The organism is Pseudomonas sp. KCJK9016, assembly GCF_046231795.1.
GTDB classification, from domain to species: Bacteria; Pseudomonadota; Gammaproteobacteria; order Pseudomonadales; family Pseudomonadaceae; genus Aquipseudomonas; species Aquipseudomonas bananamidigenes.
Genome location: NZ_JBJJMM010000026.1, coordinates 31,830 through 44,922, shown reverse-complemented (window position 1 = coordinate 44,922; position 13,093 = coordinate 31,830). Strand labels below are relative to the sequence as shown.

Here is a 13,093-nt window from a genome sequence, read left to right as displayed (position 1 = left end):
CCCGGGTGCACCGCCGAGGTTCAGAGGGCCGTCGCCGCTTTCTCGATCAGCCGGGCCACCGGTGCCGGGTTCGACACCATCACCACGTGAGAGCCGCCCTTCACCACCTCGACCGCCTTGGCATCCGCACGTTTGGCCATGAACGCCATCGCCTGGGGCGGTATGTTCTTGTCCTTGTCGCCGTAGATGTACCAGGACGCAATGTGCTTCCAGGCAGGCGCCCCGGCCTGCTCGTTCAGCGCTGCTTCGGTGACCGGGCGTTGGGTCGCGGCCATCAACGCCGCTTGTGCAGCCGGGACATCGGCGGCGAACTGATCGTGAAACTTGCTCTGCTGGATGTACAAGTCCTTGCCGCCATCGGCCAGCGCAACGGGTGGCGCCAGCGTTGGCCCGAGGGTACTGCCGGGAAACTTGCCGGCGAGTCCGGCAACGGTTTCACCGGCCTCGGGGGCAAAGGCACTGACATAAACCAGCGCCTTGACATTGGCATGATCGTTGGCCGCCTCACTGATGACGTTGCCGCCATAGGAGTGACCGACCAGCACCACCGGCGACTGGATACTGCTCAACAATGCCGATACCGCTGCGCCATCGCTCTTGACGCCGCGCAACGGGTTGGCGGCGGCGATCACCGTGTAGCCATCCTTCTCGAGAATTTTCGCCACGCCGTTCCAGCTCGACGCATCGGCGAAGGCGCCGTGCACCAGTACCACGGTCGGTTTGGCGGATTGGGCGAAGGCACTCACGCCCAGGCACAGGCCGGCCGCGAGGGTCAGTGCAGTCAATGTTCTTTTCATGTGACAACTCCTTGTGTGATGGATCAGGGGGCGTATCGGGTGAAAACGAAGTCGTGGTTCTGCACTCGCGCCTGATGACAGGCGAAACAGGTCTGGTGCTGGGCTTCATCGGCAGGCTTGCCATTGATGAAGCGGCCGAATCCCCAGCCGCCGGTCGAGGCATATCGTCGCGAGTCCTTGACCATGACCTGGACAGTGGTGGCCGCCCCCGGAATCGAGGCGGGTTCGAACTCCGGGGACTGCACGTGTTTCCACGCCAACTTGACCAGCACCGTGCCGTCGGGAAACGGCAACGTCCCACTCTGGTAAGCCTTGATCGCCCGATCATTGCCCAGCACCGCGCGCAATTCATCCAGCGGCGCGGCTTCCTGGGCCGGAGCGATCAGCGCCCACTGACGATAGTTTTTCGGCAGCTTCACGCCGTAGATCGGCGAAGCATCACCGTCATCGGCTTCGCCCAGAGCGACGCCCGTGGCTGCCAGTGCCGCGAGCGCAATGGCCGTCGGCAACACGGCCCAATGGTTGAGTTTCATCGTCGGATTCCCTCAGGCCGGCTATCAGAGATGATCGGCATCGATCACTGCCTGAGCGAAGGCCTGCGGCGCTTCCTGCGGCAGGTTGTGACCGATGCCGCCGCTGATCAGCCGGTATTCGTATTTGCCGGTAAAACGCTTGGCATACGCCTCGGCCGGTGGGTGCGGCGCGCCATTGGCATCACCTTCCAGGGTGATGGTCGGCACGCTGATCGAAGGGAACGCCGCCAGTTTTTTCTCCAGCGGATCGTATTGCGTTTCCCCTTTGATCAGCCCCAGGCGCCAGCGGTAGTTGAAGATCGACACAGCGACGTGATCCGGATTCTGCAAGGCGGCCGCGCTGCGGTTATAGGTCGCATCGTCGAAGTTCCATTTCGGCGACGCCAATTGCCAGATCAGTTTCGCGAAGTCATGGGTGTTTTTCTCGTAACCCAGACGACCGCGCTCGGTCGCAAAGTAGAACTGATACCACCACTGCAACTCGGCGGCGGGAGGCAACGGCGCCTTGCCGGCGTCCTGGCTGCCGATCAGGTAACCGCTCACCGCCACCAGCGCTTTGACCCGTTCCGGCCAGAGCGCGGCGACGATATCGGCGGTGCGTGCACCCCAGTCGTAACCGCCGAGCACGGCTTGCTTGATCTTCAGGGCATCCATGAAGTCGATCAGATCCTTGGCCAGCGCCGAGGGTTGTCCGTTGCGAACGGTTTTGGCCGACAGAAAGCGCGTATCGCCATAACCGCGCGCATAGGGAATCAGAACCCGATAGCCCTTTTGCGCCAGCGCCGGAGCGACGTCGGTGTAGCTGTGAATGTCGTAGGGCCAGCCGTGCAGCAGGATCACCACCGGCCCGTCGGCGGGGCCGACTTCGGCGTACGACACGTCCAGCAGTCCGGCCTTGACGTGTTTCAGCGCGTCGAATGAAACGTTGCTGCCGGCGGTAATGGCGTCGATCTTGCCGGCAGGCACTTCAGTGGCGCCGGCGTATGTCGCGACGACAGCCAGGGCAATTGCCAGCATCGAACCGGCGAGCACGCGCCGGGATGGGGTTACAGCGTCAGAGTCAGTCATGCCGAGTCTCCACCGTGAACCGCCGTGCGGCGGTTCCGGGCTTTGGTTGAAGGGCTTGGGGTTGAAAGGCTTGCGGATCAAAAGGTCAGCGAGCTGCCTGAGCCATGGTTTTCTGCGCGGCGGCACGCAGTGGCCGGAAGGCTTCGCGCAGTTCTTCGCTGAACAATTGCGGTTGCTCCCAGGCCGCGAAGTGACCGCCCTTGCTGACCTCGCTGAAGTAGGCCAGCGACGGATAGGCACGCTGCGACCAGACCTTGGGCGCGCGGTAGATTTCGTGTGGGAACACGGTGATCGCGACAGGCACCTTGATGTCCGCGGTCTTCTGCGCGGCGGCGCTGAAGTTATTGTTGTTGTTCTCCCAGTAGAAACGGGAGGACGAAGCGCCGCTGTCGGTCAGCCAATACAGGCTGATGTCATCGAGCATTTCATCGCGGCTCAGGACTTTCTCGGGCTGACCGTCACTGTCGGTCCACGCGGCGAACTTTTCATACATCCACGCCGCCGTGCCGGCAGGCGAATCGGCCAGCAGATAACCGATGGTCTGTGGCCGGGTCACCATCATGGCGCCATAGGCCGCGTTGCGCCCGAAGAACTGGCTGAGCGAGTTGAACGCCGTCAGTTCCGGACCGCTCAGCCCTGCCGGAGCCGGGTCACCGCCATTGATCGGCTTGACCAGTTCCGGTGGCACGGTGGCCGGCATGTTCAAGTGAATGCCCAGCAGACCGGGCGGCGCCAGACGACCCAATGCATCAGAGATCACCGAACCGTGGTCGCCGCCCTGAGACACGTAATGGGTATAACCCAGACGTTTCATCAGCACATCCCAGGCCTTTGCAACCCGATCCGGACCCCAGCCGAGTTCGGTCGGCTTGCCGGAAAAACCGTGACCGGGAATCGACGGGATCACCACATCGAACGAGTCCTCGACCTTGCCGCCATACGCCACGGGGTCAGTCAGCGGGCCGATGGTCTTGAGGAACTCGAATTGCGAACCCGGCCAGCCGTGGGTGAGGATCAGCGGCATCGCATTGGGGTTGCGTGAACGCACGTGGATGAACTGAATGTCGACGCCATCGATCGTGGTCACGAACTCCGGCAAGGCATTGAGTTTCGCCTCGGCCTTGCGCCAGTCATAACCGCTGCCCCAATACTTCACCAGGGCCTCGACCTGCGCCAGCTGCACACCCTGGGACACGTCGTTGACCGTTTCCTTGTCGGGCCAACGGGTGTCGGCGATGCGTTTGCGCAGGTCAGTCAATTTCGCTTCATCCACATGAACGTGGTACGGGCGAATCGCTTGCGACGGATCGGGGGTCGCGCTGCTGGCCCAGGCCGCGCTGCTGCCTGCGAGCACGGCAAGGCCCAGGGCCCCTCTTCTGATGGCTGACGCCAGGCAATGGCGCCATGTGGAACCGCACATAACCGCAACCATGATGGATCTCCTTGTAGTCATTATTCGAAAGGCATCGCCAATCGGATCAGACCACCCCGACACCCTCGCCGCGATTACACGTTGGTGTCGGTCGATACCTTGGTATGACGCGCAAAATCGCGCTCGAATTCAGCAGCGGTTAACGGGCAGAATGCGGCGGGGAAACGGCCCATTTAATTGACAGAGCGGAACAAGGATTGCGGATGCGTGGGGACACAGCGCTCGAACGCCTGAGCAGTACGCCATCGACCACTTCGCAGTGGTGGGTGATCGGGCTGTGCATGCTGTTCAACGTGATCGACGGACTGGACGTGATGGCCATGGCCTTCACTGCCAGTCGCGTTTCTGTGGAGTGGGTGTTGAGCGGCGCGCAACTGGGCCTATTGTTGAGCGCAAGTCTGGTCGGGATGGCGCTCGGCTCGCTGCTGGCCGCGCCCAGGGCCGACCGCTTCGGTCGCAGGCCGCTGTTGCTCGCCGGTCTGCTGCTCAGCGGCCTGAGCATGTTGCTGTCGTTCTGGAGTCCGGATCATCACGTGCTGATGTTCCTGCGTTTGCTGACCGGCATCGGCACGGGGGCGGTGCTGGTGGGGGCGAACGTGCTGACGTTCGAACACGCCAGCGCGCAGCGGCGCAATCTGGCCATCGCGCTGCAATCCCTCGCCTTCGCCATGGGCGCCAGCCTGGGCGGGTTACTGGCGCATGTACTGAATGATTTGATGGGCTGGCGGTATGTCTTTCTCGCCGGTGGCTGCATCACGCTGGCGGCAGCGTTGGCCGGCGTCCATTGGCTACGAGAGTCGCCGTCATTTCTGGCACTCGAACACCGCGCGCCCGGCGCTCCAGCGTCGCCCGACAACGCCCGCCGACCGTTTGCGCCCGGTCAGTGGCAACAGACCACATCGCTGGCACTGGCGCTCTTTCTGCTGATGTTCTGCTTCTACTTCGTGATGAGCTGGACCCCGAGCCTGCTGGTCCATAACGGCTTTACCGACCGACAAGGCGCCCGGATCGGGGTGCTGTTGGCGTTCGGGGGCATGCTCGGCGCCCTGCTTCTGGGCCTCGCGGCCAATCGCTTCGGCTGCCAACGTCTGTTATCGGGTTTCCTGCTGCTCAACGCTGCCCTGCTGCCATTGATGGTGCCGGCCTCGCACCTACCCGGCCTGGCGGCACTCATGGCCGTCACCCTTGGCCTGATGCTCAATGGTGCGGTGGCTGCCTTGTATGTCCTGGCCCCTCAGGCGTTCTGCACGTCGATTCGCACGACCGGCGTCGGCCTGGTACTGGCGATGGGGCGTCTGGGGGCGATCATTTCGCCGGTGGTTGCCGGTTTTCTGCTGGATGCCGGATGGACCGCACAACACCTGTTCACGTTTTTCTCCGTTAGCCAGGTCTTGGCGGCCCTGCTGATCTGGCGTGGCACTAAGGGACGATGATCAGCTTGCCCGTCGTGTTGCGCGACTCGATATCAATATGGGCCTGTTGTGCTTCGTCCAGCGAATAACGATTGCCGATGAAGGTTTTCAGCCTGCCGGCACTGACCCACGCGAACAGTTGCCGGGATTTTTCCAGCAGCACCTTGCGATCGCGAACGTAGTGCATGACCGAGGGATACGTCAGCTTGATGCTGCGCGGCACGCTGAAGATATCGATCGGCGGTGTCGGATCCATGAACGGTCCGTACAAAGCCAGGGTGCCGAAGTAATCCAGCATCTCCAGCGAGTCGGCAAACCCTTGCGCGCCAGTACCGTCGTACACCACATTCACACGCTTTCCCTCCGTCAGGCGCATGACCTGTCCGGCAATGTTGTGCGCCCGCCCGATCACCGCGTAATCGGCACCCGCCGCGAGTACGGCCTCCACCTTGTCGGCGTGAGACACCCGGCCAATGACCTTGCCGCCATGCAGCTTGATCAACTGCGTCAGCATCAGCCCCACACCACCGCCCGCCGCGTGCACGAAGGCCACGTCACCCGGCTGGATCGCATGCACCTTGTCCACCAGATTGCTGGCGGTCAGGCCTTGCATCATCAGGCTGGCGGCGGTGACGAAGTCGATCTCGTCCGGTAACGGCACCAACTGGCTGACCGGAGCGATCACCTGTTCGGCGTAGCTGCCCGGCACGTAATGCCAGGCCACGCGGTCACCGACACTGAACTCCGTCACCTGCGGGCCGGTGGCCAGGACGATACCGGCGCCTTCCGCCCCCGGCGTCAGCGGCAGCTCCCAGGCAGCGCCGAGGCCGCGCCGGACACCGGTGTCCATGAAATTGATACCCGCCGCCATGACCTTGACCAGGACCTGTTCGGGCCCCGGTTGTGCCAGTTGAATGTCTTGCACCATCAAGACTTCGGGCCCGCCAAATGCCTGGATGACCACTGCTTTCATAAGATTCTGCCTTGTCACAGGGACGACCTGTCCTGCTGCCTTGGCGGTGGCAGGAATGCGGACGTCACGTTGCCTTCATTCAATCGTCGGAGGACGTTGAAACCAGGGCCAAGACTGCGCGGCGGATGTATCCACGCGGTTTCGCGAAGCGGGCGCTTTGCATGCTTGTATGGCTGGAGGGGGCGTAGATACAGTGCCTTACAAAAGCAGCACCGTGATGCCCTTCGCAGTGTGCGATGGCGGCCGATATTCGCGGCAAGCGACACCAAAGTATGATGGGCGGGTGCCAGCAGAAGGCGCATCTTTGTTCAACGGTGACTGCACAATGAGAATCGATATGGCGAATGAGCAGGAGCGCGTCATCGAAGACGGGCCGGGCCACGTCAATGACAGGGGGCTGCCACTGTTCGAGGTCGACTCGATCATCGACAGCATTCCGGCCATGGTCGCCTTCATGACGCCGTCCGGTGAACTGGAGCAGGTCAACCGGCAAATCCTCGACTACATCGGCATCCCGTTCGATGAACTGAAAAACTGGCAGGCCAGCGACACCGTGCACCCGGACGATCTGCCATCGGTCACTGCGGCGTGGATGCATTCGGTCGGCACCGGCACGCCCTATGACGTCGAGCATCGCATTCGACGCGCCGACGGGGTCTATCGCTGGTTTCATGTGCGCGGCCTGCCGGTCAGGAACAGCGAGGGCACCATCACTCGCTGGTGCGTGCTGCAAGTCGATATCGATGAACGCCGGCGGGACAAGGTCTTGATCGCCAAGGCCCTCGCAGACGTCAGCCGCTCGGAGGAGCGCCTGCGCGGCATCATCGATGCCGTTCCCGGGTTCGTCTGGAGCGCTTCGCCCGAAGGCAGTGTCGGCTTCGTCAACCGGCGCTGGTGCGACTACACCGGCATGTCGCTCGAAGAGGCGTGCGGGAACGGCTGGACGGCCTCGATCCACCCCGACGACGCCCCGGGGCTCGGCGCTTATTGGCAAGCGCTTTTGCATTCGGGCGATGCCGGTGAGTACGAGGCACGCCTGAAACGCTTCGACGGCATTTACCGCTGGTTTCTGATCCGCGCCGTACCCCAGCGCGACGAGGCGGGCCGGATCGTGTGCTGGTATGGCGAAAACACCGACATCGAAGACCGCAAACGGGCGGAAGGCTTTCTGGCCAAGGCCCGCTCCGAACTGACGCATCTGGCCAGAGTCGCGAGCCTGGGCGCAGTCACCGCATCGATTGCCCATGAGGTCAATCAACCGCTGGCCGGCATCATCACCAATGCCAGCACCTGCCTGCGGATGCTTGGGGCCGACCCTCCGAATGTCGACGGAGCCCTGGAAACCGCACGCCGCACCATTCGCGACGGCAATCGGGCGGCCGATGTGATCAACCGCTTGCGGGCGTTGTTCTCGAAAAAAAGCATCACCATTGAAAACGTCGACCTCAACGACGCCGCACGGGAGGTCATCGCCATGCTGCTGGGCGAGCTGCAACGCAACGGCGTGGTGCTTCATCCTCGATTCGCCGAGGCCCTGCCACCGGTCAGGGGCGACCGGGTCCAGCTTCAACAGGTGATCCTCAACCTGATCATGAACGCCGTCGAGGCCATGAGCAGCATTACCGGTCGCTCCAGAGAATTGATCGTCAGCACCGGCCAGGAGCAAGACCGGAGCGTTTATCTGGCGGTGAAGGACAGCGGCATCGGCGTCGATCCACAGGACATGGAACGGATTTTCAATGCCTTCTACACCACCAAAAGCTCGGGCATGGGAGTCGGTCTGTCGATCAGTCGCTCCATCATCGAACACCACGACGGGCAGCTCCGGGCCACGGCCCACGACGGACCGGGTACGACGTTCGCCTTTTCAATTCCGTGTGCGGACGAGTCTGCGCCAACCGACAACCGCGATGTCTCCGGTCGCGTCATGGAGAGTCACTGATGGGTAAGTACTTGCTCGTATCGGTTGTCGATGATGACGAGTCGGTTCGCGAATCGCTGCCTGACCTGATCAGGGAGTTCGGGTTCGCTGTCCAGGCGTTCGCCTCGGCCCAGGCGTTTCTGGCGTCGCCTTATCTCGGCCTGACCGATTGCCTGATTCTCGATGTGGCCATGCCGGGCATGTCCGGGCAGGATCTGCATCGGGAACTGCTGCGTCGCGGCTATCGCATCCCGGTGATTTTCATCACCGCTCACGCCGACGCCAGCCAACAGGCGAAGCTGATGAACACTGGCGCGGTGGAGTGCCTGTTCAAGCCTTTCAGTGAAGCGCAACTGCTCAAGGCCCTGAGCGCCGCCCTGCCCCTCGACTGAGCGCGAAGCGGCAAAGAAAAGGAATCGCCATGTTGAACAGCAATCGCACAGTGCCCCCCGGCCACGGAGCTTCTTCGATGAGTGACGTCACGCCTGTGGTTTTCGTTGTGGATGACGACGTCTCCGTGCGCGAGTCGCTGGAACTGCTGATCCGCTGCGCCGGCTGGCAGCCACGACTCTTCGAGTCCGCGCAGGCTTTTCTCGCCGAGCCTCGGGCGCGGGTTCCCAGTTGTCTGGTGCTGGATATCAACCTGCCGGACCTGAATGGTCTGGATTTGCAGACGTCCCTGGCTGACGAGCGCTACAACATGCCGATCATTTTCATCACCGGGTACGGCGACATTCCGCGCACGGTGCGAGCGTTGAAAGCCGGCGCAGTGGAGTTTCTGACCAAACCGTTCAACGATGACGTGCTCCTCACGGCCATGAGCGAGGCGCTCGAAGGCAGCCGCGCGGCGCTGGAGGAAGAAAAAGCCGTGCTATCCGTGCTTGAGGCCTACAGGACCCTGACACCCCGCGAACAGGAAATCATGGCCGCGGTGGTCAGCGGTCGTTTGAACAAGCTGATCGCCGCTGACCTCGATATCAGCGAAATCACGGTAAAGGCCCACCGGGGCAAGGTCATGCGCAAGATGAAAGCCCGCTCGCTGGCGGATCTGGTGAAAATGGCGGCGCTGATCACTCGCGGGTGACGCAAAGGCTTTGCCAGAGGGATTCCAGCCGGCGCAGGTCAAGGGTGTCGAAACCTTCCGAGACCTGCTCGCGACACGCGCCGAGCAACGCCCCGGCCTGCTCCGCCCTTCCCTGTTCCAGCCAGAGCCTGGCCAGATCCATCGAAGTCCTCAGCTCCCATGCCCAGGCTCCCTGATCGCGGCTCAGCGCGATGGACGCCTCAAGCAGGGTCGTGATGGCCTGAACATTCTCGCCGTCGATCAACTTGAGAATACCGGCCTTGATCCGCAGCAGTTCCGGCAATGCGAAAGCGTCGCCGCTCTGACGACAGTGATCGATGGTGCCGTCGACCAGCGCCAGCGCCTTATCGTGTTGCCCGCCCAGCATCAGGCCCTCGGCCAGTGCGATTTCAAAGGATGTCGTGAGCAGCTCATAGCGCATGCCACGCAACCGCGCCAGGCTTTCTTCCAGCAGCGGCACCGCATCGCCAGGCTGCCCGGCCCGGATGGCAATCGCCGCTCGCAAGCCATGGGCGGCAGCCATGTACGGGCCCAGCGCATTGGTTTCGGCAACCGCACTGAACCGCTCCAGACTGGCGAGTGCCTTCTCCAGATCGCCGGTCCAGATATAGATGCACAGAATCCAGACCATCGCGATGCAGTAGGTGACCGGATGCTGCAGCGCCGACGCTTCGGCTTCGATCAGTTCGGCCCAGTGCCGGGCCTGATCGGGAAAACCCTGCAACCACAGCGAACGGGCCAGTGCCAACCCGGTACGATTGCGATGATCGAAGCCGTAGTAAATCGTGTTGCCGGGGTGGGACGGCAAGCTGTTGCGCAGCGAGCGCTCCAGCTCCTGTCGGGCCAGACGCTGATCGCCCAACAGATGATGGGAGATGCCGGTCAGCGATGAAGCAATCGCAATGGCTGCCGGCTGATTCAGCACATTGCCGACCACGGCGGCCTGCTCTGCCCATGCCAGCGAAGAGCGGAAATCGCCAATGCGCTCGTAGAAAATCTGCAAGCGCCCCAGCAGCCTCAACTGTGATCCGTGATCCGCCAGCGCAACGGCGATGTCCAGCGCCCGGAGCAAGGCCTTTTCGGCCGCTTCGCTGTTGCCCTGGGTGAACATCAGCACCAGCCCGAGGGCCGCCTGCAATTCCATTTCGGTCGATGTGCCGTAGTACCCCAGCTCGAGCAGTTCCACGGCCCGGGAACACCAGGTCCGGCACTCGACCAGCAACGAAAAATGCAAAAACAACGGAGCACTCGCCGCCGCCAGGGGCAATGCCAGGCCTGGATCGCCATGGGGACCGAAGCTCCACTCCAGCGCGCTGCGTACGTTGCCCAACTGACTGGCAAGGCGCCCGAAGTAGCGGAAAAACTCATCGGGCGAGGTACCGGGGTGGCCCAGCAGATCCATGTAATACGCCGCATGCCGGAAGGCCAGCGAGTTGACTTCGGCATCGCCCCGGGCCGTCAGTTTTTCCCGGGCATAGGCGCGTGTCATCTCCAGAAGCCGATAGGAGTCCGTCGAATCACTGTGATCGACCGTGACCAGCCCCTTGCACACCAGATCATCGAGGATCGCGGCCACCGCCGGGCCTTCGGACTGAGACTCGGCCACCACCTGGGACGCCGCCTCTTGAGAGAACGGCCCGACAAACACCGACAACCGCTCCAGCGCCAGACGCTCCGGCGGCGACAACAGGTCGTAACTCCAGTCGAGCATGGAGCGCAGCGTCTGATGCCGCGGCACCGCCGTCCGGCGCCCCGACCAGCCCAGTGAAAAGCGCTCGCCGAGCAAGGCATGCGTGGCCTTCAGGCCGTGGCTGGCGACCCGCATCGCCGCCAGTTCGATCGGCAGCGCCATGCCCTCCAGGCGTTGGCAGATGTCCGCGATCATCTGCCCGCCCTCCGCCTCCAGCAGCAACGCCGCATTGCTCGACGAAGCGCGCTCGACAAACAGCCTGATCGCAGCGAATGCCAGCAGCTCCTGAGTGGACAGGTGCCGGGACTCGCGAGGAAACTCCAGCGGATTGAGCCAGTGAACGTATTCACCGCGCACGCGCAATGGCTCGCGACTGGTCGCCAAAATGCCCACATCCGGCGCGCTGTCGCTGATTTGTTCCAGGAGGGTCGAAACGGCGTCGATCAGGTGTTCACAATTGTCGATGACCAGCATCAGCCGCTGATCACGCAGATGCGCGAGCAGGACAAACAGCGGGTCTTCCGCCTGCACTGCAATGCCCAGCGATCTGGCCAGTGCCGACGGCACCAGCGCGAAGTCTTCCACTTGCGCCAGATCGACGAAACAGACACGTTCATAGCCCTGGGCCGCGATGCGATGCGCCACTTCGATAGCCAGGCTGGTCTTGCCGACGCCACCGGGGCCGACGAGGGTGAACAACCTGGGCTGCTGCAAATGATCGACGACCAGTTGCAGATCGGTTTCGCGACCGATCAGCTTCGCCCGTGGTGGCAGGCTGCAGACGTTACTTTCGCGGCGGCGCTGCGTGGATGCCGGCTGAGCCTCCAACAATTGCCTTTCCAGCGGCGCCACAAAGGCGTAGCCCACTCCCACCTGGGTCGTGATGTAACGCGCCTGCTCTTCGCCATCCCCGAGAATCCGCCGCAGGCCCGTCATGTGAAAGCGCAGACTGCCTTCGGCGACCACGCTGTCGGGCCAGACCTTTTCGATCAGATCGTACTTGGACAGCACGCGCCCCGGCTGCTCCAGCAAGGCGATCAGCAGATCCAGCGCCCGGCCGCCGATCTCCACCGGAACACCGTTGCGGGTCAGCAGCCGTTTACCAGGAACGACGCAGAACGGACCAAAAACGAACCGGGTCGTGAGGGACTCATGCAAGGCGTCTGGAATGGGCTCCACGAGGGGCGATCTCTCTGGGAAACGATGGGGGCGTCGCCGTTTGCAAGGCGCAGGCGCAAGCCTTTTGCATCATAGGAGTTCTGCACGATCGTTCAAGCCTGACGCGTGCGGAGTGAGAACTTCACCCCGTAATTTTGCCCCTATGTTTGTAGCCCCCTTCGTTCGCCAATCGATGCCTGCGTCGAACGTCAGTCGCGATAGCGTGCAGCCGGTGTACTGCGCGACAGGTCAGGCATGAGCTTCTGGCGCGCCGCCTCGTAGGCACTCCAGTCGGCGAGCTCGGGAAGTGCCGGAATGGTGACGAACTCACCCTGGTCGAGGCCGGACAGCGCCGCGTCCACCATGTCGTCCGCCCGCATCACAATGGCCTGCGGCAGATGCTCCAGCGGCGTGCCGGCCACGCTCCAGAATTCAGTGGCCGTCGCGCCCGGCAGCACCACCTGGACCCGGACATTTTTGTCCGCCAATTCATGCCGCAAGGATTGGCTGAACGCCAGGACGAACGCCTTGGAGCCGCCGTAAACACCGTTCAACACCTCCGGTGCAATGGCCACGATCGAGGCGATGTTGATCAACGTGCCGTCACCACGGGCGACAAAGCCCGGGACCGCTGCGTATGTCAGTCGCATCAGCACGTTCACGTTGAGCGTGAGCAAGTCTTCGAGCTTGTCGACGTCCGACTCCAGCAAGGGCTGAGTCGCGCCAACCCCGGCATTGTTCACCAGCACAGAAATGTTGGCGTCCGTTTTGAGCCGCGCTTCGACCCGTGCCAGATCGGCCCGGTCGGAGAGATCGGCCGCCAGGACTTCAACGTGACGGCCGGTTTCTTCACTCAGGCGCTTGGCCAGGACATTCAGGCGGTCGCGATTTCGTGCGACCAGAATCAGGTCATGGCCACGGCGGGCCAGGCGTTCAGCGTAAATGGCACCAATGCCGGACGAAGCGCCGGTGATCAGGGCGGTACCGAGGCGGGATTGAGTCATGTCGAGTCTCCAGGGTTGTGG

At 62.7% G+C, this 13,093-nt stretch carries 11 protein-coding genes; 4 read left to right on the top strand and 7 right to left on the bottom strand.

Going from position 1 to position 13,093, the window contains the following annotated elements:
• Positions 1-20: 20 nt before the first annotated feature.
• The 4 genes from ACK6BI_RS22350 to ACK6BI_RS22335 form a co-directional block, all read right to left on the bottom strand.
• Positions 21-797 (bottom strand): alpha/beta fold hydrolase, encoded by a 777-nt coding sequence (locus tag ACK6BI_RS22350; protein ID WP_409318757.1) that lies wholly within the window; start codon positions 795-797, stop codon positions 21-23.
• Between the two features lie 23 nt (positions 798-820).
• Positions 821-1,330, bottom strand: a complete 510-nt coding sequence (locus tag ACK6BI_RS22345) for a cytochrome P460 family protein (protein ID WP_409318756.1) — start codon at positions 1,328-1,330, stop codon at positions 821-823.
• Positions 1,331-1,354: 24 nt separating this feature from the next.
• Positions 1,355-2,398 (bottom strand): alpha/beta fold hydrolase, encoded by a 1,044-nt coding sequence (locus ACK6BI_RS22340; protein WP_409318755.1) that lies wholly within the window; start codon positions 2,396-2,398, stop codon positions 1,355-1,357.
• A gap of 85 nt (positions 2,399-2,483) precedes the next feature.
• A complete protein-coding gene (locus tag ACK6BI_RS22335; RefSeq protein WP_409318754.1) occupies positions 2,484-3,830 on the bottom strand; it encodes an epoxide hydrolase family protein in 1,347 nt (448 codons plus the stop codon).
• A gap of 203 nt (positions 3,831-4,033) precedes the next feature.
• Here ACK6BI_RS22335 and ACK6BI_RS22330 point away from each other — a divergent pair, with 203 nt between their 5' ends.
• Complete coding sequence (locus ACK6BI_RS22330) at positions 4,034-5,263, top strand: MFS transporter (protein ID WP_409318753.1); 1,230 nt, start codon at positions 4,034-4,036, stop codon at positions 5,261-5,263.
• Here the strand turns inward: ACK6BI_RS22330 and ACK6BI_RS22325 are convergent.
• The gene (locus ACK6BI_RS22325) at positions 5,250-6,215 is read right to left on the bottom strand and encodes a quinone oxidoreductase family protein (protein WP_409318752.1); all 966 of its coding nucleotides are present in this window, start codon (positions 6,213-6,215) and stop codon (positions 5,250-5,252) included. The genes ACK6BI_RS22330 and ACK6BI_RS22325 overlap by 14 nt on opposite strands.
• Before the next feature lie 337 nt (positions 6,216-6,552).
• On the opposite strand from ACK6BI_RS22325, the gene ACK6BI_RS22320 reads away from it, so the two are divergent.
• The 3 genes from ACK6BI_RS22320 to ACK6BI_RS22310 all read left to right on the top strand — a co-directional run bounded on the left by ACK6BI_RS22320 (position 6,553) and on the right by ACK6BI_RS22310 (position 9,220).
• Positions 6,553-8,157, top strand: a complete 1,605-nt coding sequence (locus ACK6BI_RS22320) for a PAS domain-containing protein (RefSeq protein WP_409318751.1) — start codon at positions 6,553-6,555, stop codon at positions 8,155-8,157.
• Entirely contained in the window at positions 8,157-8,528 is a 372-nt protein-coding gene (locus tag ACK6BI_RS22315; protein WP_065260078.1) for a response regulator, read from the top strand. The genes ACK6BI_RS22320 and ACK6BI_RS22315 overlap by 1 nt, the downstream gene beginning before the upstream one ends.
• A 77-nt stretch (positions 8,529-8,605) precedes the next feature.
• Positions 8,606-9,220, top strand: a complete 615-nt coding sequence (locus ACK6BI_RS22310) for a response regulator transcription factor (protein WP_409318750.1) — start codon at positions 8,606-8,608, stop codon at positions 9,218-9,220.
• On the opposite strand, the gene ACK6BI_RS22305 is transcribed toward ACK6BI_RS22310, so the two are convergent.
• Both ACK6BI_RS22305 and ACK6BI_RS22300 read right to left on the bottom strand, forming a co-directional pair.
• On the bottom strand, positions 9,207-12,089 hold the full coding sequence (locus tag ACK6BI_RS22305; protein ID WP_409318749.1) for an ATP-binding protein: 2,883 nt from the start codon (positions 12,087-12,089) through the stop codon (positions 9,207-9,209). The genes ACK6BI_RS22310 and ACK6BI_RS22305 overlap by 14 nt on opposite strands.
• Before the next feature lie 188 nt (positions 12,090-12,277).
• Positions 12,278-13,072, bottom strand: a complete 795-nt coding sequence (locus ACK6BI_RS22300) for an SDR family NAD(P)-dependent oxidoreductase (RefSeq protein WP_409318748.1) — start codon at positions 13,070-13,072, stop codon at positions 12,278-12,280.
• Positions 13,073-13,093 lie beyond the last annotated feature (21 nt).